The organism is Gallionella capsiferriformans ES-2 (assembly GCF_000145255.1).
Taxonomy (GTDB): domain Bacteria; phylum Pseudomonadota; class Gammaproteobacteria; order Burkholderiales; family Gallionellaceae; genus Gallionella; species Gallionella capsiferriformans.
In genome coordinates, this window is sequence record NC_014394.1 from 2791733 (window position 1) to 2816515 (window position 24783).

At 54.4% G+C, this 24783-nt stretch carries 21 protein-coding genes; 3 read left to right on the forward strand and 18 right to left on the reverse strand.

Annotated elements, in window-relative coordinates:
- The first annotated feature begins 129 nt into the window (after positions 1-129).
- The gene (locus tag GALF_RS12925; RefSeq protein ID WP_013294512.1) at positions 130-744 is read left to right on the forward strand and encodes a ParA family protein; all 615 of its coding nucleotides are present in this window, start codon (positions 130-132) and stop codon (positions 742-744) included.
- Between the two features lie 65 nt (positions 745-809).
- Here GALF_RS12925 and GALF_RS12930 read toward each other — a convergent pair whose 3' ends face one another.
- From GALF_RS12930 to GALF_RS12965, 8 genes are all read right to left on the reverse strand, one after another.
- Positions 810-1322 (reverse strand): DUF2721 domain-containing protein, encoded by a 513-nt coding sequence (locus GALF_RS12930; protein ID WP_223293705.1) that lies wholly within the window; start codon positions 1320-1322, stop codon positions 810-812.
- Positions 1323-1462: 140 nt separating this feature from the next.
- The gene (locus GALF_RS12935) at positions 1463-1696 is read right to left on the reverse strand and encodes a hypothetical protein (protein WP_013294514.1); all 234 of its coding nucleotides are present in this window, start codon (positions 1694-1696) and stop codon (positions 1463-1465) included.
- Between the two features lie 24 nt (positions 1697-1720).
- Complete coding sequence (locus GALF_RS12940; protein WP_013294515.1) at positions 1721-3991, reverse strand: NADP-dependent malic enzyme; 2271 nt, start codon at positions 3989-3991, stop codon at positions 1721-1723.
- 91 nt (positions 3992-4082) lie between these two features.
- Complete coding sequence (gene hrpA, locus GALF_RS12945) at positions 4083-7811, reverse strand: ATP-dependent RNA helicase HrpA (RefSeq protein WP_013294516.1); 3729 nt, start codon at positions 7809-7811, stop codon at positions 4083-4085.
- 127 nt (positions 7812-7938) lie between these two features.
- Positions 7939-8832 (reverse strand): DMT family transporter, encoded by an 894-nt coding sequence (locus tag GALF_RS12950; RefSeq protein WP_013294517.1) that lies wholly within the window; start codon positions 8830-8832, stop codon positions 7939-7941.
- 78 nt (positions 8833-8910) lie between these two features.
- Entirely contained in the window at positions 8911-10857 is a 1947-nt protein-coding gene (locus GALF_RS12955) for a flagellar assembly protein A (protein WP_013294518.1), read from the reverse strand.
- 28 nt (positions 10858-10885) lie between these two features.
- Positions 10886-11242, reverse strand: a complete 357-nt coding sequence (locus GALF_RS12960) for a cyclic nucleotide-binding domain-containing protein (RefSeq protein ID WP_013294519.1) — start codon at positions 11240-11242, stop codon at positions 10886-10888.
- A gap of 67 nt (positions 11243-11309) precedes the next feature.
- Complete coding sequence (locus GALF_RS12965; protein ID WP_013294520.1) at positions 11310-12587, reverse strand: MFS transporter; 1278 nt, start codon at positions 12585-12587, stop codon at positions 11310-11312.
- A gap of 132 nt (positions 12588-12719) precedes the next feature.
- Here GALF_RS12965 and GALF_RS12970 point away from each other — a divergent pair, with 132 nt between their 5' ends.
- Positions 12720-13049, forward strand: coding sequence for a hypothetical protein (locus tag GALF_RS12970; protein ID WP_223293706.1), 330 nt, complete (start codon positions 12720-12722; stop codon positions 13047-13049).
- A 16-nt stretch (positions 13050-13065) separates the two neighbouring features.
- Here GALF_RS12970 and GALF_RS12975 read toward each other — a convergent pair whose 3' ends face one another.
- The 9 genes from GALF_RS12975 to ettA form a co-directional block, all read right to left on the reverse strand.
- Positions 13066-14532, reverse strand: coding sequence for an aminoacyl-histidine dipeptidase (locus GALF_RS12975; RefSeq protein ID WP_013294522.1), 1467 nt, complete (start codon positions 14530-14532; stop codon positions 13066-13068).
- Complete coding sequence (locus tag GALF_RS12980) at positions 14526-15761, reverse strand: TIGR03862 family flavoprotein (RefSeq protein WP_013294523.1); 1236 nt, start codon at positions 15759-15761, stop codon at positions 14526-14528. Before GALF_RS12980 ends, GALF_RS12975 begins: the two co-directional genes overlap by 7 nt.
- A gap of 85 nt (positions 15762-15846) precedes the next feature.
- Complete coding sequence (locus GALF_RS12985; protein ID WP_041938091.1) at positions 15847-16515, reverse strand: Dph6-related ATP pyrophosphatase; 669 nt, start codon at positions 16513-16515, stop codon at positions 15847-15849.
- Complete coding sequence (locus tag GALF_RS12990; protein ID WP_013294525.1) at positions 16508-16777, reverse strand: KTSC domain-containing protein; 270 nt, start codon at positions 16775-16777, stop codon at positions 16508-16510. The genes GALF_RS12985 and GALF_RS12990 overlap by 8 nt, the downstream gene beginning before the upstream one ends.
- A gap of 52 nt (positions 16778-16829) precedes the next feature.
- Positions 16830-17156 carry a type II toxin-antitoxin system RelE/ParE family toxin gene (locus GALF_RS12995; RefSeq protein WP_013294526.1) on the reverse strand — a complete coding sequence of 109 codons (327 nt, stop codon included), beginning with the start codon at positions 17154-17156 and terminating at the stop codon, positions 16830-16832.
- Positions 17149-17424, reverse strand: a complete 276-nt coding sequence (locus tag GALF_RS13000; protein ID WP_013294527.1) for a type II toxin-antitoxin system prevent-host-death family antitoxin — start codon at positions 17422-17424, stop codon at positions 17149-17151. Before GALF_RS13000 ends, GALF_RS12995 begins: the two co-directional genes overlap by 8 nt.
- A gap of 133 nt (positions 17425-17557) precedes the next feature.
- Entirely contained in the window at positions 17558-18400 is an 843-nt protein-coding gene (gene dinD, locus GALF_RS13005) for a DNA damage-inducible protein D (RefSeq protein ID WP_013294528.1), read from the reverse strand.
- 425 nt (positions 18401-18825) lie between these two features.
- Complete coding sequence (locus GALF_RS13010; protein WP_013294529.1) at positions 18826-19770, reverse strand: HEPN domain-containing protein; 945 nt, start codon at positions 19768-19770, stop codon at positions 18826-18828.
- 10 nt (positions 19771-19780) lie between these two features.
- Positions 19781-21445 (reverse strand): energy-dependent translational throttle protein EttA, encoded by a 1665-nt coding sequence (gene ettA / locus GALF_RS13015; RefSeq protein WP_041938092.1) that lies wholly within the window; start codon positions 21443-21445, stop codon positions 19781-19783.
- A gap of 180 nt (positions 21446-21625) precedes the next feature.
- Between ettA and GALF_RS13020 the strand changes: the two genes are divergently transcribed.
- Complete coding sequence (locus GALF_RS13020; protein ID WP_013294531.1) at positions 21626-22048, forward strand: ferritin-like domain-containing protein; 423 nt, start codon at positions 21626-21628, stop codon at positions 22046-22048.
- A gap of 25 nt (positions 22049-22073) precedes the next feature.
- Here GALF_RS13020 and GALF_RS13025 read toward each other — a convergent pair whose 3' ends face one another.
- Positions 22074-24695, reverse strand: a complete 2622-nt coding sequence (locus tag GALF_RS13025) for a cation-translocating P-type ATPase (RefSeq protein WP_013294532.1) — start codon at positions 24693-24695, stop codon at positions 22074-22076.
- Between the last annotated feature and the right edge of the window lie 88 nt (positions 24696-24783).

Genomic DNA, 24783 nt, shown 5'->3' on the forward strand with positions numbered 1-24783 from the left:
TCATTTCCACCGGCACAACCCAATACGGGTCATTGCAAAACAGATAGCCATAGCCTGCGAGATAACACCAGCGCACCGTGTAAACGCGGCTAAAAAACAGCTGTTGCTTCACCCTCAATCCGGGAAAACATGAAAACGATACTGATTGCAAATCCGAAAGGCGGCAGCGGAAAAACCACGCTATCCGTCAATATCGCGGGATTTCTGGCAAACCAAGGTCAACGCGTCGCGATGCTTGATCTTGACCGACAAAAGTCGGCCACCCAGTGGGTCGCGGCCCGCCCGACCGATTTGCCCGAAATTGTCACCCTAGAATCGAGCAAAGGCGAAGACTGCCTCAACGACTATCTGGTCATCGACAGCCCAGCCGGATTGCACGGCAAAAATCTCGCCCATGCCTTGAGACTATCTAGCAAAATCATCGTGCCCATCTCGCCATCGATATTCGATCTGAACGCCAGCCGCGATTTTCTGGCAATACTGGCCCAGGAAAAAGAGATCCGGGCCGGCCGTTGCCAGATCGGCATCGTCGGCATGCGCATGAATGCGCGCACCCTCGCCGCGACGACACTCGAAGAATTTTTGGCCGAATCAGGACTGCCTGTTTTAGCTTATCTGCGCGAAACACAGGTCTATGTCAACGCGGCCTTTGAAGGTAAGTCGCTGTTTGACCTGCCACCTTATCTGGCTTTTCGCGAACTGGAGCAATGGGATTTTTTGCTCAGCTGGCTGGAGCAAGACTGAATACACCGTAAAGATCGGGCGCATGCGGCCTTGGAATGACGTCCGCAGTCAATATAACGCTGAGGCTATTTATGCGGATTGAGGAAAGTGACTTCCCTGGAAGCCAGGGATATCTCCATTAAAAAGCAAAGTAGTCCGCTTATTAAAAAAGTCATCGCTGCGATAAACGGCAGCGCGATAAAATCCGGCGCATTCAACGCCAACTTCACCTCGACAAAAAGGGAGACGATGGACACGCTTACACATAGTGCCGCCAGCGTGATTAACCCGATCGAACGCCGAATCCAAGCCGTTCTTCTTACGATGATATTAAACTCACCTTGATATTTCAAAACATCCGCTTCGTTCATAGCATAGAGTATGCGAGCGCGGTCAACCGCCCTGCCAAGCCGGTTGACCAGAACAGCCAGAATCGAACCGACGCCCGTTAATAAAAAAACAGGGGCTACCGCATCTCGTATAGCGACCGATACACTTTGCACTTCTGAAAGGTTGTTCAACATAGCTATCCACTTCGATCCCAAAAAAGGCACCCTGCCGTCAGGCATACATAAATCGCCAGCCTGTGTTGATTCCAAGCGATACCTTCATACAGCTTACCGCTGGTCAGCAAAGGTCGTTTTTGCCGATTAGTTACCTACCGGATGCAGCTGACAAACGGCACGGCAAGTCAACACAAAAACCGCCCGGTTAAACCTTTGTACAAATAGCCGGTGAGTTATTCCACCTCGCCGTGCACGGCCTCCAGCGCATCCTTCAACGTCTCTTCACGCAAGGCATTGAGGGCTTCTGACAGTCGCTCCGCATCCTCCACAACCTCGCGCGGCAAATCTTGCGCATTCGCATGCGAAATCAATGCAGCGGCCACACCCGCGACCTTTAATAACGATGCGCGTTCCTGCATCAGCATTTCCACTTCTTCGGCCAGCAAGGCCACTTCCTGTTTATTCATTTTTTTCTCCAAAATTCTAATGCGTTAGTGCGTATTAACCGCAGCCACCGCCAGCGCACTCATATTCACAATACGACGCGCGGTTGCGGTCGATGTCAGTATATGCGCGGACTTGTTTGCCCCCAGCAGGATAGAGCCGATCGTCACGCCATTGCTTCCCGCCATTTTCAGCAAATTATAGGAAATATTCGCTGCATCCAGATTCGGCATGATCAGTAAATTTGCACAGCCCTTCAAACGCGATGCGGGGAATATTTCTGAGCGCAGGCTCTCGGACAGCGCCGCATCGCCGTGCAATTCGCCTTCCACTTCGAGATCCGGCGCCATCTGCTCGAGCAATTCACGCGCCCGGCTCATCTTGCGTGCAGACGGATTGTCGTGACTGCCAAAACTCGAATGCGACAGCAAGGCGACCTTAGGCAGCAAGCCAAAACGGCGCACTTCTTCAGCGGCCAGCATCGTCATCTCGGCGATTTCTTCCGCGCTAGGGTCCAGATTGACGTGAGTATCGCAGATAAACAGCGTGTGATGCGGCAGCATCAGAATATTCATCGCAGCATACACGGACACGCCGCGACTGTGACCGATGACCTGATCGATATACAGCAGGTGCATCAGCGGCTGAAAAATCGTGCCGCACAGCATGGCATCCGCGTGATTGGTGCGCACCAGCATCGCCGCGATCAGGGTCGTGCGCCTGCGCATCTCGCGCTTGGCAGAATCGAGCGTGACACCACGGCGCTGGGTCAATCGATGGTATTCGGTATAAAACTCGCGGTAACGAGGATCGTTCTCGGTATTCACCAGTTCAAAATCGACCCCGGCACGGATGCGCAAGCCAAGCTTCGCGATGCGCTGCTCGATAACGGCAGGACGCCCCACCAGGATCGGATAGGCGATGCCTTCATCGACCACGGTCTGCACCGCGTGCAGCACCCGCACGTCTTCGCCCTCCGCATACACCAGACGCTTAGGTGCGCGGCGCGCCGCTTCGAATACCGGCTTCATCAGCATATTGGAATGATACAAAAACCCCTGCAGCTGTTCGCGATAGGCATCCATGTCAGCAATCGGTCTGGCGGCCACGCCCGAGTCCATCGCAGCCTGGGCCACAGCCGGCGCAATACGCGTAATCAGGCGAGGGTCAAACGGCTTTGGAATCAGATAATCGACGCCGAATGACATCTCCTCGTCGCCATAAGCCGTGGCCACTTCATCAGATTGTTCTGCCTGCGCCAAGCCCGCAATCGCATACACGGCCGCCTGCTTCATCGCTTCGTTGATCGTTGATGCGCCGACATCGAGCGCCCCTCTGAAAATATAGGGGAAACACAGCGCGTTATTGACCTGATTCGGGTAATCGGAACGCCCTGTGGCAAGAATCGCATCCGGACGCACGGCGCGTGCCAATTCCGGCAATATTTCAGGTGTAGGATTGGCCAGCGCGAAAATCAGCGGCTGATTGGCCATTTGCGCGACCATCTCAGGTTTGAGCACCCCGCCCGCCGATAACCCCAGAAATACGTCAGCGCCTGCAATCACCTCGCCCAAGGTGCGCGCTGTCGTTGCCACCGCATAACGCGCCTTGTTGTCATCCATCTGTTCGAGCCGCCCTTGATAGACCACGCCTGCGATATCGGTGACCACGATATTTTCCATGCGCACACCAAGACCCACCAGCATATCCAGACAGGCCAAGGCCGCGGCACCCGCGCCTGACACCACCAGTTTAATCTGATCGATGCTTTTGCCCACTACCTTCAAACCGTTGAGCAAGGCCGCCCCCACGATGATCGAGGTACCGTGCTGATCGTCATGAAATACGGGGATTTTCATCCGCTCACGCAACTTGCGCTCGATATAAAAACACTCCGGCGCCTTGATGTCTTCGAGATTGATCCCGCCAAAGGTGGGTTCAAGCGACGCAATGATGTCGACCAGCTTGTCAGGGTCTAATTCGTCAATTTCCAGATCGAACACATCGATACCGGCAAATTTTTTGAACAGCACCCCTTTGCCTTCCATGACGGGCTTCGCCGCCAGAGGGCCGATTGCCCCCAACCCCAGCACTGCCGTCCCGTTGGTGATCACTGCGACCAGATTGCCGCGCGCCGTCATATTGCGCACCTCAAGCGGATTTTCGACGATCAATTCGCACGCAGCCGCCACACCGGGAGAATACGCAAGCGCTAGATCCCGCTGCGTAATCATCGGCTTAGTTGCATTTACCGATATTTTTCCCGCGGGGGATAGCCGATGATATTGCAGCGCGGCTTCGCGAAATTGCTTATCCATGACTTTTCCCTAAAATATTGAATCGCAAAAATGGCACGGCAGGACGACAAGATGCTCATACTACACCGCAAACCTTGATTTCATGACACCTTCACTTCATCGCCAGCAGCATTTTTTCCAGTCGCTTTACCGACACGATCACCGGCGTTTTAAGCTCCTGAGCAAACAAGGAGACGCGCAATTCCTGCAACAACCAGGCAAACTCGACGAAACGCGGATCAGGCTTGCCCTGCTTGGTCTGCTTTTGTAATGCCTGCAACAAGGGTTGCAGCTGCGTCATGCATTGCGCATCGCGGGCCGGATTGCTGCGCAGCTTTTCGATGCGCAGATTGATCGCTTTAAGATAGCGCGGCACGTGTTGCAAGCGCTCATAGGGCGTGTCGGCGACAAAACGTTTGGGCAGCAACCATTCGAGTTGTGCGCGTATATCGGCGCTCGCCTGCGCGCTGGATTTAATTTGCGGAAGGCACTTTTGCAGCGCCTGATGTTCGCTCAATACCTGTGCAATCAGACGCGCCAATTCCTGCGCGATCAGCAGCAAACGGTTTTTAGCGTCTTTGGCACGGGCGATGAAGGCGGCCTCATTGACCGGCAACGGATCGTTGAGACAACCCTTATCGAACGCCATCGCCAATATCTGCTGATGCAATTCCTGCTGCGTGCCAAAAGGCATGAACAACATCCCTAATCGCTGCGCATCGGGCAGATTTTTTTCCAGATACTTGACCTGCTCCTTCAGAGCCAGCATGAACAAACGGCGCAAACCTGCGCGATGGGCGGCCTCTGCGGCATCGCGTGTATCAAACGCGCGCAGTACGACCGCATCGGTTTCATCCACCAGCGCGTTATACAGGGTGACTCTTTGCCCTGCACGGTCAACCTCGCGCGTATCGACAAAGCTACCAAACCCCCAAGTCGTGTGCCGCTGTTCGGTCAGACGTTCCTGTTTATCGACCGTCACGGCAGCGATCACGGGCGCTGCGTGCGGCGCCAGTTCACTATGCAACTGAGCAAAATTGCGCGACAGGCCTAACTGCCTGCCATGCTCGTCCAGCACGCGAAAATTCATCAGCAAATGTGCGGGTAACTGCTCAAGACGAAACGCATCCAGCGGCACATCGAGCTGTTTTTGTTCGCGGATATAGCGGGCTAATGCCAGCAGCAAAGAGAGATTCGCAGGCGGCACATCGCGCACAAATCGTGCTGCAAATTCCGGTACTGGCACGAGATTGCGACGAATCTTTTGCGGCAGGGTCTTGACCAGTTGCACGATCTTTTCCGGTAGCAGCCCCGGAATCAGCCATTCGCAACGGGCCGCCGTCACCTGATTGATCAGCGCCAGCGGCACCGTAAAGGTGATGCCATCATCATTCTTGCCCGGCGAAAAGTTGTAACTCAGCGCAAAACTGACATTATCGATTTTCATTTGCGGCGGAAACTGGTCGGTCGTAATCCCGGCCGCCTCGTGACGCATCAAATCGTCTTTCTTCAAATACAGCAGCTTGGCGTCCGTACGCTCAGCCTCTTTGCGCCACGACTCAAAGGTCGCTCCGTTATGAATATGCGGCGCAATGCGACTGTCATAAAAGGCAAAAATCAGCTCGTCATCCACCAGCACGTCGGGGCGACGCGCCTTGTGCTCCAGCGCCTCGATCTCGGCGATCAGTTTTTGATTGAAGGCAAAAAACGGCGCACGCGTATCGAATTCGCCCTCTACCAGCGCCTGACGAATAAACACCTCACGGGATTCAGGCACATTCATCGGTCCGTAATGCACGCGTTTTTTGGCATTGAGCAACAAACCGTGTAAGGTACTGCGCTCGAAGGCTACCACTTGTGCGGGCTTTTTCTCCCAATGGGGATCGTAATAATGCCGCTTGATCAGATGATCGCCGACCTCCTCCAGCCATTCGGCCTCGATTCGGGCCACGCAGCGCGCATACAAACGATGCGTCTCGATCAACTCTCCTGCCATCACCCACTTCGCGCCTTTTTTTGCTAAGACTGAATTAGGTGCAATGAAGAATTTGATGCCGCGCGCACCCATGTACTCATTGCCTTCTACGCCCTTCATGCCGATATTGCCGAGCAGACCGCACAACAGCGCTTTATGTATTTGCTCGTAGCTGGCCGGCAACTCATTTTCACGCATACCCATTTCGGTTACCTGCGTGTGCAACTGCTGATACAACTCGCGCCACTCGCGCAGCCGCAGCGGCGAGAGGAAATTCTTGCGGCATTCTTCGCTGAACAAGCGATTGGATTGTTTGTGCGCAAGCGCCTGTTCAAACCACGCCCACATTTTAATAAACGCCAAAAAATCCGATCGCTCATCCGCAAAACGTTTATGCGCGGCGTCGGCTGCCTCCTGACGATCCAGCGGACGTTCACGCGGATCTTGCACCGATAGCGCACTGGCAATAATCAGAATTTCCGTCAGGCACTGATATTGCCTTCCCGCCAGCAAAAGTCGTGAAATCTTCGGATCTAACGGCAATTTAGCGAGTTCATGACCTAATTTGGTTAAATTTCGCTCATCATCAATTGCGTTTAGCTCGGATAGCAACTGATAGCCGTCTGCAATCATGCGCGGCGTAGGCGGTTCAATGAACGGAAATTCGCCAATCTCACCCAGTTCCAGCGCGCTCATGCGCAAAATCACGGTAGCCAGTGACACTCTGAAGATTTCAGGATCAGTGAACTCATTTCGCAACAAAAAGTCAGCTTCGTCGTACAAACGAATGCAAATACCACTCATCACACGGCCACAACGCCCCGAGCGCTGATTAGCCGCTGCGCGGGAAATTTTTTCGATATGCAGCTGTTCGACCTTCTGCCTAATGCTGTAACGATTCACCCTTGCCAGCCCGCAGTCAATCACATAGCCAATATTAGGCACAGTTAACGATGTTTCAGCGACATTCGTCGCAAGAACCACGCGCCGACCATGCCCGGTCTTGAATACCTTATCCTGCTCGGAGGCGGACAGGCGCGAGAACAGTGGCAGGATTTCAATGCCTTTAGGATGATGGCGACGCAAGGCTTCCGCCGTATCGCGTATCTCGCGCTCACCAGGCAGGAACACCAGCACATCACCGCGCAAACCGCCGGCGGCCAATTCATCGAGCGCGGCACTCACGGCTTTCGGCACATCCTGCGCCTCGCCCTCATCGCTGATCTGCAAAGGCCGGTAGCGGGTTTCGACCGGATAACTGCGCCCCGACACCTCGACTACCACCGCGCCGAAATGCTTGGCGAACCGGTCGGCATCTAACGTTGCAGAGGTGATGATGAGTTTCAGATCGCGGCGTTTTGGCAGTAACTGTTTTAAGTAACCCAGCAAAAAATCGATATTAAGACTGCGCTCGTGCGCTTCATCGATAATGATCGTGTCATAACGGCGCAGCAGCGGATCGCTGTGGATTTCCGCCAGCAAAATGCCGTCCGTCATCAGTTTGATCACGGTATCCGCAGAGACCTTGTCGTGGAACCGCACCTTGTAACCCACCAGGCCACCGAGTTCAGTTTTAAGTTCGGCCGCGATGCGATTCGCCACCGTCCGTGCCGCCACCCGGCGCGGCTGGGTATGCCCGATCGCGCCCAGCACGCCGCGCCCCAGCGTCAGACAGATTTTCGGCAACTGCGTTGTCTTGCCGGAACCCGTTTCACCGCAAACAATGACGACCTGGTTATCGCGAATGGCCCGCGCCAGATCCTCCCGCCTTGCAACGACAGGCAGCTCGGCAGGAAACGCTATGCCCGTCAGCGCATCAATCCGCGACTTGCGGCGCAGCGCGGCAGCAGATAGCGGGGCACTCATACGCACCTCCGCATCGATACGGCATTCAGAACAGATTGATGCATGATCACTAATCGCAACAGGATAAGGTTTTTCAAGAAACACCACAGGGAAATTTTCAGTATCGATTTTATCACGGCAGCGCTCCTCACTCTGTACGCGACGGAATCAGGATCGGGATGTAGCGCTCACCCCAGCGGTGCACACACAAGCCCAGCAAGATAAAGACCGTACCGAACCAAACTTGCGGCAACACCGCCTCGTTATTCAATCCGTGCCCCAGCAGCAGCGCCATCACCGGCGTAATCAGGTTGATCAGGGCAATGCGCCCCGTATCCATATGTTTGATCATGTAGTAATACAGCATAAACCCCACCACAGACCCGACCACCCCCAGATAGACGATCGCCGTCAAGGCGCGCGTCTCAATCGAGGCAGACCATGATTCCCCTGACAGCCACCAGGCGAGGAAAAACAGTGGCAGGCCCACACTCAGGCTCCCTAACGTGGTTGCCAGCGGCGGGCTGTTATCGCCCACTTTCTTGATCCAGACCAGCCCTAGCGCCTGAATCAGCACAGCGAGCACCAAGGCTGCCAGACCGAGTGCCGCCCCCTCGCCCAGATGCAGCGCGCCCCAAAACACCATCAGCAAGCCGGATAGCCCGAGCAGGATACCCGCCAGCTTATGACGTGTCACCGCCTCCTCTTTGAGCCACACCATGGCACCTAAACTCGTGATCAGCGGCGACATGCCGAACAGCACCGAGATCATGCCTGAGCTGACATATTGAGACGCCCAATAGGCCAACACCATCGTGCCGAACATGCTGGAGCCACTCGCCAGATAGCTATGCAGCGCGCGGCGATGCAGCGGGAATCGAACGCGAAACAGCAGCAGCAACAGCGCGCACAACACAACGCCTATGATCATGCGCGAGAGCACGGCAAAGCTAAATCCCGCCCCCAGCGCGCTCCATTTTATGGCGAGCGGCGTCGTCGACCAGATCAGCACAACCGAAATAAAGGCAGCTGGCAAATACATAATGCTCCGATGAAATGCGTTACAACAAAGAAGGCCACGACGTGTGGCCTTAGTTACTCGATGCGCCGATTCTACACCTCAAGTGGGAAAGGCAACCCTGTCATGGAAGTTCCACTTAAACGCGCCCGAGTCATTTGAAAAAACACTTTGAAATTTAATGTCCTGCTCGCGCAATCGGGCTCTGATTTCACTCGGCTTAGCCTGTTGAAACGAGGCTAAGGTCGCAATCCTGCTTTGCACGCGGGTATCGCCGGCCACCGCTGTAATCTCACAACCAATGTTTTCACACAATTTTTCCCGCGCCGCCAGCAAGTGCGCCTGCTCACGAATAAAAACCTGTGCCCGCGCGACCTGCTCGCGCTTTTCGGCGGTCAAACGGCTGCCCGTGCCCATCTGGCCTGCAAATCGGGCCGTCATTTTTTGCCAGCCGTCCTGCTGCACCGCGTTGAGCTGAATCTTCCCCTGCCGGATGCTGGTTGCCAGCGCAAGATATTTGGCGAACTCCGCATCGGATTTAAGTTGTACCAGTTCGGCCTCTTTGGCCGCAACGATTTTATTACAGCCCTCGATTTCAGAATTCATCTGTTGTATTTGCGCTTCCAGCACCGACAAATCAGGCACCAGAATAAAAATCAGCGTCTCTTTTCCACGACGCGCACCGCTCGAGTTGATCTGAATATTCAGCCCTGCGATATTGCAGCCTTCCGCAGTACCGATCTGAAGCTCTTTCGCAACGATCTCACAATTGACTGCGCGGTCGATGACAACCGACTCGCCTACGATCAGGCAACTCTCGGCATAGTGCAAGTTCACCTGTCCTGAACACGCCTCGATGACCGAATTGAAGGCGCGACCGCTTGAGGTCACATCCCCGCCGTAACTTTTAGCGCTGCCACCCGAGAGGTTCGCTTCGAGCAGAATAAATCCACCTTGCGATATCACATCCCCGTAGACATCGGAGTGAAAGGTCATATTTTTTCCTTCTACGACCCGCCCCTCCTGAACCTCGCCATGTTCAATAAACTCATTGCCGGCCAGCAACAAATCGCCGGTGGTTTTAAGACTGACCCCCGCCTTATTTTCGATGGATTCCGTAACTGCAATGTGATTTGTCTCAAGACTTAGTGATAAAAATCCGTCCTGACTCGCGACGATGTATTCACAGCCGTCCTGAATTTCCACACGCGTACCCGTACCTGCCAGCGCAGACAGGTCGATCGCATCTTGCGGCAGATCAACCGGGATCAGCTCGCCGCTGACCGTGTACCCGTGACAGCCCAATACCCTGTTTTTCTTTTTGAGCAACCGGGCGCCCTGCGCGATTTGCGGAAAACGATCCTGAAACTTACGCAGATCGGCTTTGCCATTTAACAGCAACTTGGGCGAATTATCCCGGTGCAAAGCATCGCACGCCTCTTCTATTTCGGCATCAGCCCCTGCGATCGCATCAAGCTGAGCGGCAATCTCCATGCGCACCGTCTTACCGCGAACAATCACGTCATTCACCGTCTCGACATCAAGTCCATAACGGACGCCCTTCAACCACATATCGGTGATAAATTCATCCAGATCAAGCCGGGTTGCCTGACGGACTTTTTTACGCGCCATGCTCGTAATGACTTGTACGCCGGCTTCCTCACCATAGACTGGTTCTTCAACAACCGTCTCAATCTCGACAGGCTCAAAAAAATAAACGGCATGCCGGTTATCCGCATCCAGCTTCACCGCTTTGTATAACGCACGCCTGTCTGATGAAAAATCGACGACTTCATTCGCCAGCCGCAATTTATTAAGATTGCCGCACCCGACTAGTGTGCGGTCAAAATCGTACAATAAACCGGAAAAAATCGAATAATCGAGCCCCTCAAATCGCGCGCCGTCAGTAAACAGACTATTGACCACATTTGCAAACTCACTCGCAGACGGGCACTGCGACACATCGACGAAAACCCCGTCGTCCTGCCTTAGCAGACCGTCAGGCAGCGCAATCGGCTTACGATTTTGTTGATTACTCTTATGTTTCATACTCAGATCAGATGACTGATGCTTTATCTCACAAACAGGCATCCGTTTTACGCAAACGGCCGGCCATCACGCGCATCACATGCAGCGCGAAGTTAGGTGTCTGTTGAATGAGGAAATTAAAGCGTTTCTGATCTATAGGCAAAAAAGTGCAATCGCTTTTAGCGATCACGGTTGCCGAATGTGCAACGTTGTCAATCATCGCCATCTCGCCCAAAATGGCGCCGGGTTCAGAAGTCTCCATAATCCGGCCGTGTACGACAATCTCAGTCGCGCCTGACATCAACACATACATCACGCCACCCAACTCCCCCTCTTTGAACAATACTTCACCGGCTGCCAATTTTTTCAATTCGGTCTCATGGCGAAACAACTGCGCTAAATTCATACTACAACTCACTTCCTGATTAATAACGGTGTGATTCTATCCGAAAGTGCACAGCACTCGCTGATTTTCACCTAGGCTGAACATACCGGCAATACGTCTCACGAATGAACAACGTGGCGAGCAATCCCAGTAGCGAAAATCCCAACAAAATTGCAATGCCCGACTGATAAGCAGCCAGACCGCCGCCACCCGCCCGATCGATCGCCCAGCCGACCAGCGGTTGCATGATCGCGGTACCGAGAAATCCACCGATATTGACCACGCTGGTCGCCATGCCTGATAGCGCATGCGGGTTGACCTCCTTGGCGCAAGACCAACTCAGGGTGAAGCTCGGCGCGCACAGCCCCATCACGAAGAATAAAAGATACCCCGTCATGCCGCTCATCGCCACGCCAAACAGCAGGGGCAGCCAGCACAGGCAATACCCCAGCGCACCGGCGATCATGACAGGCTTGCGCCGCCCGATCCGGTCAGACAACATGCCGATAAAAAACGCGCCGATCGCAAATCCTGCCAGCAGCACGGTCGTATGATTGGCCGCCTGCGAGCGATCCATGCCATACACATCGCGCAAAAAGGGGATCGCCCACAAACCGGCAAAAGCGAACAGCGAACCTGCCAGCCCCATATTCACCCAAAGCCCAGGCCAGGTCGCACGATTTTTCAGCACCACCAGCAGTCCGTCATACCAGTGCCCGGTATGAGCCTCATGTGCCGCACGCCCGTCAAGCTCCCGCATACTGGGCAAGCCGGCACGCCCCGGATGATCGTGTACCAGATACCAGTCCAGCAACGCCAAAACCAGCGACACCACCCCGACAACGACAAACGCACTGCGCCATGAGATGAAATTCAAGGCCCAGGCTAAGGGAGCGGCCGCAAGCAATGAGCCTACATTGCCCAGCAAGATGGTCAGCCCTGTCATCGTCGCGAAATGCCGGTCGTGAAACCAGGCCGCATTGAGTTTTAGCAGAGAGATAAAGGTAACTGACACGCCCAATCCCACCAGCAGCCGACCAACCGAGGCCGCAGCCAGCGTATCCGCCATGCCGAACAGCAGCGAACCCGCTCCCGCAATCAATCCGCCCGCGGCCACCACCTTACGCGGCCCCAGCGTATCGACCAGTATCCCAGTGGGAATCTGCATGACCATGTAAACATAAAAATAGGTCGCCGCCAGCCCGCCTAACTCCGCGCCACTCGCATGAAAAGTTTGCTGCAAATCGGTCGATATCGCGGCCGGTGCAAAACGATGAAAAAAGGACAACACGTAGGCTAGGCCAACGATGATAAAAGCCGTCCAGCGCAGCCGGACCAGCTGACCTGCTTGATGATGAGTGAGCATAAATTCTATATTTCGCTTAAGCGAAATATCCCTATGATTTACAAGTAAAAATTTTCGGAAATCTCATAAAAAGTCGACAACAAAAAACGGCAATCGTCTCATCCTGTCAACCAAGCCCATTTTGCCGCGTTAATGGCAGCATGGCTAACACTGGCCGAAATATCGAAGGTGACTAAAATGGGCAAGCTGGACACGGATTCGTTTGAACAATTTCTGGAATCAATTAAACAAGCGGGTGTCGTCATTTTTAACGAGCACGACTTGCGCGAACGCATGGCTGAGGCGCATAACTGGCGCTTTGCTTTTACCACCATGCTGGCCAATGGTCATCGTGCGGGCATCTTTTTTGAGGACAAAGGCCACAGAATAGATGAAAAGAAGATACACCGCGCGTTTAGCAAATTTAAACTCCCTAAAAGCTCCGAAGCTATTTTAGCGACCACGCTGAACTCGGTTCACTGATCAACGGCTGCGGCGCTCATCGACCCGTGGACAGCGCCTGCAACAAAGCCTTAAGCAGGGTGTAGCAGTGTCCGACCGACTCAATTTGGACGCGTTCGCCGGGCGCATGCGCACCCTGTATATCGGGCCCGAATGAAATCATGTCCACATCAGGATGGCTCGATGCGAGCAGACCGCATTCGAGACCGGCGTGTATCACCTGCAAACCGGCGACTTCACCAAACTGCGCCGTGTAGACCTGCTGACACAAAGCTAACAACGGCGACGCCGGATTAGGCGTCCAACCGGGATAGGCACCGTCCTTAAAGGCTTTCATACCTTGAGCCGCCGCGTAAACGGCGAGTTTATCCGCCAGCGCACCGGCGCTTTCATCGCGCAGCGAACGAACCTTAAAGGTAGCTTTAAATTCACCTGCGTCAAGGGTCGCAACCCCCAGATTGCTCGAGGTGTCGGTGACGCCTGGAAAATCCTGGCTGACGCAAGATACCCCGTTGGCAACCGTGTCGAGAAAGGCCAGCACGCGCAGCTGATCAGCTTGCAAAAGAGCGGCATCCGGACTCGTCTCGAAATGCCGGCACGAAAAGGCAACATTCGGATCGATCGTTGCAAAACGCGTGCGCCACGCCTGATGGCGATGCTGCACCCACTCGTCGATATTCACGGCGATCGCAGCGGGCAGGGCACATTCGGCAAACGCCTCACGCGGAATCGCATTGCGCGCCGAACCGCCCTGCAGGCGTATCAGCCTGACATCGGTATGCGCCGACAGATCGCGCAGCGCCTCTGCCAGCAATTTAATCGCATTGCCGCGCCCCAGATGAATATCAATACCGGAATGCCCGCCGCGCAAACCGGACACCTCAAAGCGCAACAGCACGTAATCAGACGGCAGCGCGTCAAAATCGCACACGCTGCGCACTTCGACATCCACGCCGCCCGCACACCCAAGATAAAAATGCCCCCACTCCTCGGTATCCAGATTGATCAGGGTGCATCCCTGCAAGGTGCCGGGCGCCAAACCCCGCGCGCCATCCATGCCCGACTCTTCGTTCACCGTCAGCAGCACTTCGATCGCAGGATGCTTCAAATCAGGCTCATCTAATGCGGCCAGCGCGAGCGCAACACCGATCCCGTTGTCTGCACCCAATGTGGTGTTCGGCGCAATCACCCAGCCGTCGCGCACCTCAACGGGAATCGGATCGCGCAAAAAGTCGTGCTGCGTGCCCGCATTGGCCTGACACACCATGTCCAGATGCGCTTGCAGTATCACGCCGGGACGGTCTTCACAGCCCGATGTGGCCGGCTTTTTCAAGATCAGATTGCCCGCGCCATCAACCACAGCGGCAATGCCCCGCCCGGCAGCCCATGCGATCAGATGGTCAATAAGGGCTGCTTCATGTTTGGAGGCACGGGGAATTTCGCACAGGCTGGCAAAGTGCGCCCAGACGACTTGCGGTTCAAGAGCTTTCAAATTCGTTAGCATCGCGCATCCTGTTTCATCCAAGCCAGCACACCCTCTCCCGCCCGCTGCCCGCTGGCAAAACAAGCGGTCAACAGATACCCGCCGGTAGGGGCTTCCCAATCGAGCATTTCACCGGCGCAAAAGACGCCCGGCAATGCACGTACCATCAATCGCTCATCGAGCGCCTCAAAAGTCACGCCGCCAGCCGAGCTGATCGCCTCATCCAGAGGGCGTGTTGCGAGCAGCGTAAGCGGCAATGATTTAATTGCTGCGGCCAATTTCTCAGGCTGATCGAAATCTTCAGGCGGCAACTGTTCGCGCAGCAAGCCGACCTTCACGCCCTTGAGATTCGCGCGACTCTGCAAATGACTGGACATCGAACGCGAACCGCGCGGATGATCGATCTCACCGACCAGACGCGAGAGCGATTTGGCCGGCAAGAGATCGATATGAACGATGGCGCTGCCCGCCGCCAAAATCTGCTCGCGCAGCGGAGCGGACAAGGCGTAGATCAGCCCGCCCTCGATCCCGTGCTCCGTCACCATCAGATCGCCCTGTTTGGTATGCAAGACACCCGTACTGTCCATAAAACTCACCGTCACCGATTTCATCGGCTCACCGGCGAATTTTCCGACAAAATAGGCACTCCAGTTCACCTCGAACCCGCAATTGGCAGGTTTGAGCGGCGCAACGGCAACGCCCCGTGAGGTCAAATGCTGCACCCATGCACCGTCAGAGCCCAGCCGCGCCCAGCTGCCGCCGCCCAGTGCCAGCACCACGGCATCGCTCTGCGCCAGAACGGGGCCATCAGGTGACTCGAAACAAAGGTCGCCCCCCTCCCATCCACACCAGCGATGCTTCATATGAAATTTCACTCCCGCTTCGCGCAACCGGTGCAGCCAGGCGCGCAGCAAGGGGGCTGCCTTCATGTCATCAGGAAACACGCGCCCTGAACTGCCGATGAAGGTATTGATGCCCAGTCCCTGCACCCAGGCACGCAGTGCGTCCGGCCCGAATGCATCGAGCATAGGCGCGATGTTGCCGCTACGCGCCCCATAGCGGGACACGAAGGTCGCCAGCGGTTCGGAATGCGTGATATTCATACCGCCCTTGCCCGCCATCAAAAATTTACGCCCGACAGTGGGCATCGCGTCATACACCTCGACCCGCACGCCCTCACGGCTCAACACTTCGGCGGCCATCAGCCCGGCAGGCCCACCGCCAATGACGGCAACGGTTTTATTCGTCATAATTTACTTCTCACAGGTTCGCCCATTTCTGTCGTATCAACTAAGCTGCATCGCCGCTCTGCTGTGCAAAATCTGTTCATCAATCTCAGCGCCTGATCTGACAATCGGCAAACACAAAACCATCGCGCGTCACCACTTCGCCCGTCTCAACATCAAGCGCCCTGGTGAACATCGGGCCGTCGAACACAAAGGTGTGAAACTCGCCGTTTTCACCGCAAGGATCAATACCGGACGGGAAGCTGGCCAGCAATTCCGCCGTCAATTCACACCCGGCGAACGCTGCAGGCAATACTCTGGGATCGACGCAGGTCAGGCAGGCGCGCAACCCATCGGCCAGCATCTCTTCTAGCAGCTCGCGCGTCGGCTTCCCCCACAACGGAAAAACCGCCGCTATCCCGCTGCCCTGCATACGCTGCTCGCGGTAATTTCGCACATTCTGCAGATACAAATCCCCGAATGCCATGCATTGCACATCCGCCGCCTTCGCGCGCGCCATGAAGGCCGTCATCACGTCAGCGTATTGCTCATCTGAGCAAGGATAGGGAATTTCAATCAGGTGCACCGGCAAACCGACCGCCAGCGCCTGCTCACGCAGCAACTCGACACGCACCGCATGCATGGCGACGCGCTCGAAGGTCGCGTTAACGGTGGTAAAGAGCCCCGCCACCTCGTATTCATCGGACTGTCGCAACACATGCAGCGCCCAGGCGCTGTCCTTACCGCTGCTCCAGCTGAGCCAGGTCTTCTTAGCCATCCACATCGCCGAACAAGGCATCGAGCGGATTAATGGTCGCGGGCGCTTTTCCGGAAACGCGCTTGGCAGTGAATTCTTCTTCGATATTGTCGCGGTAAAAACTCCACGCCGCGCCCGATGAACTGAAGCGACGCCATAAATCCTCGCTCACCGCGCTGTACTGCAAGCAACTCCCGTCATCGAGCTGTACTTGCAGCAAATGGGCACGGGCGTCGTAGCCTATGGCACGCAGCTTGCCCGAATTGATTTTCTTCATTTCCATGATGGCTTCCTGAAACCGTTTCAAATATTTAAGTAACCGCTCGACGCTGCCGTCAGTGCGCCAGTCGGTTGAGCAAAACAACCTGTAAATCCCGACGACTGTCGAGTACCGCCATCACCAGCACACGCTGACTTTCAATCCGGTAAACAATGCGCCACGGCGCGCTGATGATTTCACGGTATTGCGATATGCCCGTGTCCAGCAGTTCAGGCACGATGCGACCGCGACTGGGCAAGGTGGTAAGCTGAGCGGCCTTAGCCTCCAGTTTATCCAGAACCACCAGCGCATCCTCAACGCTGTCCTGCGCGATGTAGTCGATGATCCCGATTAAGTCCTGCCGCGCCGTGTCCGTCCACAACACCTGATGCGTTTCAGCCATTTTGCTGCTCAAGCAAGGAAGCACGCATCGAACTGAACACCTCAGACTGCGAAGTCAGCTGACACTTGCTCACGTTGGCCTCGCCCTGAACCATCAGCTTGAGCATCAAAAAGGCATCCTGCTGGGTACGGTAGGTTGCGTAATCCTGCACCACCGCACTCGCCGAACCGTTCTGCGTCAGAATGATGTTTGCCCCGCCGCGCGTTTCTTGTAAAAGACGACTAGCGGACGTTTTAAAGTCGGTCAGGCTGATGATTTGCTCCCGCATGACAAGTCACCGAATAAAAATTGAATTCGGGTATTGTAACGAGAGGGGCGGAAAATGCAATGCGTCATCAGATTACCGGGAATTACCGTTCAATGCCAATTGGTTGTAACGCGCGAGCTATTTCCCAATACAGTTACTGATCCAGCGCATCCGGATTTTTCAGCGACTTCTTCTCTTCTGATGCGAGACGGCGCTCTACTTTTTTAACGTCTTCTGAAGCCGGCAGACTTTCAGGGCGTATGCCACGTTCGAGCAGCGTTTTTCTAACGGCCTCATTGTTGGTAACGTGTTCGCTGGAAATCGCACCTTCGTTCGCTAGCCTATTTTGTCTGGCGTTAAAAATGGTAATTTCTGCGGCGAAGTCTTTGGCCTTGAGGACAATGGTAGGCGCAAAGTCAGCCAACGTGCGATTATCCGGAACTTGCCATTGCAACTTCATCGCCTGGGTAGATTTTCCGAAAAGAGCATGATCGCCTTTATTGCGAATCAAGGCGAAATCCTGATTGCCTCCCGTTTGCTCGTAGATAACTTGAGACAACTCTTTTTCTGTCGCAGTGAGCTTTTTTCGGGCGGAGATTCGTTCTGTTTCCAACAGCCGTTGCTCGATTAACTCTGCGCGACGCGTCTGGATGGCAAAATAAGTCTGTGCAAAGGCGATTTCCTGTTTCCTCGGATCACCGTTCTGCGCGATGAGGTAACAGGCATACCTGCTAAGCATCATGTCTTCGACTTCTTTCTCCGCGCCTTTCGGCATTTGGATCGTTTTGTTGACGTCAACAAAATGATCCAAAACAGCGTGCTGCGACATTTCACCGGCAATTTTTGCCTTGGCGATAATAGCGGTGAAATTTCGCCACTCGGCATAGCCCAAAAGATACTGAAGATCGCGCGCAAGCCAAAATTCAACCCCGCCATCGGTCCGTTGCGCGTGAGCTTCAAAGTTATCTGTCAGAGAGTGCATCCGGTCGATTTTCATGGTGTGATCTCCGTAGATGAAACCGCCCGTTCCGGCGCGAAAGTCGTCTTCCCCGCGCCATTCGGCAATTATAACGATAATACGTTAATGCAAGACCTGACCCCGTGGAGCCTTACAAACTATTGCGATGCTATTAACTTTGCGATTGGTTTAGTCAGCCCCTGAGGTTCCACTACCCTATTTCAATTCGCAAACCGTGGTCTGTCCCCTATTGTTGCAAAGGCACTTGGTTAAAGAAATCCAGCTTGAATACTTAGTTGCGGTGCTGACCCCGTTGATTTCTCTTCGGCTCAATGAAGTCTGATCCCATTGATTTTTCCACGAACCCCGGCACAGCTGACCGAATCGGATGTCATCGAAAAGCTGGGGTTCGCAAGCTCACCACCAGCCTACGGCGCATGCACTACCCCGGCCTACCGGACTGCTCAACAATTACGCAAATCCCTGTAGAGTTGCGGTTCTTTGAGTGAATGCCGAAGCAGTCTTTTAACTACTTCTCGAAGGAAAGCATCAGCATTATTTGCATCCTTCAAGATTCTAAGCTCGCTGCTTGCGAAATCGGAAACACCGCCGTGCGCCATAGCACTACGATATTTATATAAGGCTGACCACACCTTCTTTTCCGACCCATCTTGAAAATAGAAAGGATAGTCTAGTTTTTCCTGAAAACGCCGTGACAATAGCGGTATTTTTGATTGCATCTGATGAGTAATTGAATCTCCTCGGTCTTCAAGTTTCGGGTTATGCGTTATCAACATTTCTATAATCGCAAATAAACCTAGCACATGAAACGTTGAGTTTTTCTGCAAGAATGACAAAGAATCAAACATGTTCATTGCGCGAGTGATTTCCGGGAACGCCTCTTTATCAAAAGTGATGTAAGACTGATAGACTTCTGCTATATCTAGCAAGTCCTCCTTTCCAATATGACTAACAGGCATAGGGAATTGGTCAAAATTTCTTTGCAATATTCCTGAACGCCACCCAAACCCAGCCTTCAAATAGAAAATTAACGCCGATATTTCGAGTGGCGCTGCCGAAATATTTGAGGCCATGTGCAAATTGTTATTGGTGTGCCCATTGTCACATGTTGATACCACGTAGTAACGCCATTCCGTTGCAGGTAGCTGGTTTAAGCTAGTCGATGCTCCGTCTCTCACTGCATCATACTCATAGAATTGAGTCGGCTGGCACCAGCCACTACTTCCAACTTTCTCAGAAAGAATTTTTTTAATTTGCTGTGTTTGTTCGTCAGTTGCCTTATGAATAGAACAATCCTCAGTAAACGCAAATGGCAACTCTGCATCGATATCAATCTGGTTAAGCACAAATGCCCAACAGCCCTGAATCGTAATTACGCTATTGGACATTTGCACTTCCCTATCGGCTAATCGGTTTGTATCTGATACGTTTTGGCTTCGCGCCTTCCTCACCTAAACGCTTACGCTTATCAGCTTCATATTCTTGATAGTTGCCGTCGAAGAAGGTCCACTTGGAATCGCCTTCACAAGCCAGAATATGGGTCGCGATACGGTCGAGGAACCAGCGATCATGGGAGATCACCGCCACGCAACCGGCGAATTCCAGCAGCGCATCTTCCAGTGCGCGCAAAGTTTCCACGTCCAGATCGTTGGACGGTTCATCGAGCAGCAACACGTTGCCGCCTGCGATCAGGGTTTGCGCCAGATGCAGACGACCGCGTTCACCGCCTGAGAGTTGGCCTACCAGCTTGCCTTGATCGCCGCCCTTGAAGTTGAAGCGACCGATGTAGGCGCGCGCCGGCGTTTCGTATTTACCGACAGTGAGAATTTCATTGCCGCCGGAAATCGCGTCGAACACAGTCTTCTCGTTCTCCAGAGAATCGCGTGCCTGATCGACGTGCGCGATCTTGACGGTCTGACCGATTTTGACCGTACCGGAATCCGGTTGCTCTTTGCCGGTAATCATGCGGAACAGGGTGGATTTACCCGCGCCGTTCGGGCCGATGATCCCGACGATGGCACCTGCCGGCACTTTGAAACTTAAATTATCGATCAGAAGACGATCGCCATAGGCTTTGGATACGCCCTCGAATTCAATCACTTCGTTACCCAGACGCTCGCCGACCGGGATAAAGATTTCCTGCGTTTCGTTGCGCTTTTGATGTTCCTGCGAATTGAGTTCCTCAAAGCGTGCGATACGCGCTTTGGATTTGGCCTGACGCGCCTTTGGATTCTGGCGCACCCACTCAAGCTCCTGCTTCATCGCTTTGGAATGTGCATCCAGTTGTTTTTGCTCCTGAGCCAGACGCTCACCCTTTTGCTCCAGCCATGAGGAATAATTGCCCTTCCACGGAATGCCGTGGCCGCGATCCAGTTCCAGTATCCACTCTGCCGCATTATCGAGGAAGTAACGGTCATGGGTGACCGCGACCACCGTGCCAGGGAAACGCACCAAAAATTGTTCCAGCCATTCCACCGACTCCGCATCCAGATGGTTGGTCGGCTCATCGAGCAGCAGCATGTCGGGTTTGTCGAGCAGCAGTTTGCAAAGAGCCACACGGCGCTTCTCACCGCCTGAAAGATTCTTGATGACCGCATCCCATTCAGGCAAACGCAGCGCATCCGCTGCAATTTCCATCAACTGATCAGAACCTGAACCTGCTGCGGCGATGATATTTTCCAGACGCGCCTGCTCGGCGGCGAGTGCATCAAAATCGGCATCTTCCTCAGCATAGGCGGCATACACTTCATCCAGTTTCGCCTGCGCCTGCATCACTTCGCCCAGCGCCTCTTCGACTTCCTGACGCACGGTATTTTCAGGATTCAACTGCGGTTCCTGAGCCAGATAACCGATGCGAATATTAGGCAAATGCTGGACCTCGCCCTCGTATTCCTTGTCCACACCCGCCATGATGCGCAGCACGGTCGATTTACCCGAACCGTTCAGCCCCAGCAGGCCGATTTTGGCACCAGGAAAGAAACTCAGGGAAATATCTTTAATAATCTGACGTTTAGGAGGTACGATTTTGCTGACGCGCAGCATAGACATTACATATTGAGCCATGATGTTTTTTCGATGAATTAAAAATATCCCCAAGCTTAACCGATCGCGCCCTACTTTGGGATAGGGTCAACGATCCGCCTGACAAATTACACCCGGCTAAGACTAAGGTTATGAGTAGCGCGATGGTTGGCGACTTGATAAGATGAAGCGCTGCTTTTGACAATCTACAGGAGAGTTAAAGTGAAAATTACCATGAAAAAATTGTTGTCGGAACTGAACAAGGATCTGGAATGGGAATATGCAGCGGCGATCCAGTATGTGCAACATGCCGCCACCATCAACGGCGCACAATTCGATTCGATACAGAAAGAACTACTCATCCACGCTCAGGAGGAAATGCAGCATGCGGTGATGCTCTCCGAGCAAATCGACTATCTGGGCGGCACGCCCACGGTGGATGTCGAAAAGCGCGAGCTATCGTCCAATAGTCTGGAAATGCTAAAACAAGATCTCAAGGGCGAAGAAAATGCTATCGCCCGTTACAAGGAGCGGATCGGACAGGCAGAGTCGCTCAAAGAATATGGTTTACGGCGCGTACTGGAAGACATCCTGATTCAGGAGGAAGAACACAAGCGCGACATCGCCAACGCCCTGTCAAAATAAAGAAAGTAAGTCCGGATAACCCGGCTTACTTTCTGCGCACCACCGCTTTGCGCAGTTCCTCCATCAGCAGCATGACGGGCATGAAGGCGATGATAAGCAGCCAAACTTTAGCGCCTATCGGCATCGTCCCGAACAACGCATTGCCCCACGGGGTGTAATCGATCAACAGCAACAGTAGAATTTCTGATGCGACCCCGTACCAGATCAGACGGTTGCGACGGTGCGTACGGCTAAAGACAGACGCCTGTGCATGGCGGCACAAAAACACGTTCACCACCTGCATCGCGATGATCGCCGACAGGCAAGCCGTCGTGGCTTGCAAATACAGCGTGTCGTGCAAGCCCGGCACAACGCCCCATTGCCAGCCACCGCCTTGCAGCACAAAGAAAAACACTGCCATGGCGGCGGACGCCTCCAGCACCCCTAAAAACAAATACGCACGCAGCAAGGCCGCCCAACTCAACAATCGCTCGCCTCTGGCGCGCGGCGGACGCTGCATGGTGTCAGGATCCGGCCTTTCCGCACCCAGCGCGAGCGCCGGCAACATATCGGTACCTAAATCCACCGCGAGTATCTGGATAATGGTGAGCGGGAGCGGGATTTTGAAAAGCACAAAAGCCAGATACGGCACCATTTCGGGAATATTTGACGTCAAAATATAAGTCAAAAATTTACGCAGATTATCGAATACCGCGCGCCCTTCTTCAACTGCAGCGACGATCGAGGCGAAGTTGTCATCGAGCAGGATGATGTCGGCAGACGCCTTCGCGACATCGGTGCCGGACAGCCCCATCGCGATCCCGACGTCGGCGCATTTCAAGGCCGGGGCATCGTTCACGCCGTCTCCTGTCACGGCAACGACTTCCCCACGGCGCTGCAAAGCCTGCACAATGCGCATTTTCTGATCAGCAGCAGTGCGCGCAAAGATCAACTCAGGCTCATGGAGCAGCAATTGCAAATCCGTATCCGACATCTGGCGCAGCCGGTCCCCTGTGACCGCGACTGGATCGACCGCCAGACCAATTTCACGCGCCAGCGCACAGGCCGTCTGTGGATGATCGCCGGTAATCATGATCACGCGTATTCCGGCTGCGTGGCAGGTTTTAATCGCCGCAGGCACTGCCTCGCGCGGCGGATCGATCAGGCCGGCAAGCCCTGCGAAAATCAGCGCGGTCTCGCGCTGCGTCTCAATACCCTCTGCCGGCAAACTGCGATAGGCCAGCGCCAGCACCCGAAAGCCTTTTTCGGCCATCTGCTCCTGAACCGCAAGCAAGTTGGCGCGGCCTGTTTCATCGAGCGGCACCACCTCGCCGTTTAACCACAGCGCGCTGCACAACGGCAATACAGACTCAGGCGCCCCCTTGCAATACAAGATGGGACCGAGAGGCGTATCGCAGATCACCGACATACGCTTGCGCTCGGTATCGAACGGGATCTCATCCTGACGCTTAACGTGTTCGCGCACAGTCCTCACACTCATCAGCAAGGCAATTTCCATCGGGTCGCCCTGCCACACAGCCCCGCCCTCCTGCTCGATGCGGCGCAGATCATGACAGTACTGCATCACATCGAACATCGGCGCGTCTTCCGGCAGTTCCCCGGGCGACACAAGCGCGCCTGAACAATAGCACTGCCTCAGGCTCATGCGGTTCTGCGTCAGCGTACCGGTTTTATCCGAGCAAATCACACTCGCCGCACCCAGCGTCTCAACGGCGGGCAGATGCCGCACCAGCGCGTTTTTCTTCGCCATGCGCTGCGTCGCCATCGCAAGCGACAACGTGACGGTGGGCAATAGACCTTCAGGTACGTTGGCGACGATGATGCCGATCGCAAACACCAGGTTCGCCCAGAAGGACAGACCGAGCACCTGCCCGACGAAAAAAAAGGAAATCCCCAGCAGGGTCGCAAACAATGCAATCAGTCGCGACAGGCGCATGATCTCTTTTTGCAAGGGCGACAAGGGTTCGGCGGCCGTTTGTGTCAGGCGGGCGATATTGCCAAACTCTGTATGCATGCCGATGGCATAGACGATGGCACGCGCGTCCCCGGAAATCAGAGAGGTTCCCGCGTGCAGAATATCCTGCCGCAATTCCTCGGGCGCTACTTTCGTGTCGCGCGACTGAGGCCGCGACTCTCCTGTGAGATTGGCGGTGTTCACCCGTACCCCGAAGGCTTCGATCAACCGGCAATCTGCCGGCACATCATCGCCTGCCGCCAGCAGGATCACATCCCCCGGGACCAGTTCTGCGACCATCAACTGAACCGCATGCCCATCGCGCAGTGCGGTTGTGTGATGCGGCAACAGATTGTTCAGGGCAGCCAGTGCTTTTTCCGCACGGTATTCCTGCCAGAACGAAAAAACCCCGTTGATCAGAATCACGCCTAACACCGCGTACCCTAAGGTCGCCATGCCCTGCCCGGGGTCGCGCCACTCGGCAAAAAATGCCAGCCCGGCGGCAAACCATAAAATCAGCGCAAAAAAGTGGGTAAATTCCCTGAACAGCCTGATAAAAAGTGGGGTGCCTGCGATTTTTTCCAGTTGGTTAGGGCCATACCGCGCCTGACGCAGCACGGCCTCACTTTGCGTCAGCCCCTGTTCAGAGCTATGCAGGTGTGTGTAGAGTTTGCCAATCGGGTGCAGGCTCATAATTTTCAGTCAGTATTTTCCAAAGAACCGGAGTCGGACGCATTGTTCGACAAGCTAACATGATTAAGCGTACATTGATGTGCGGCAC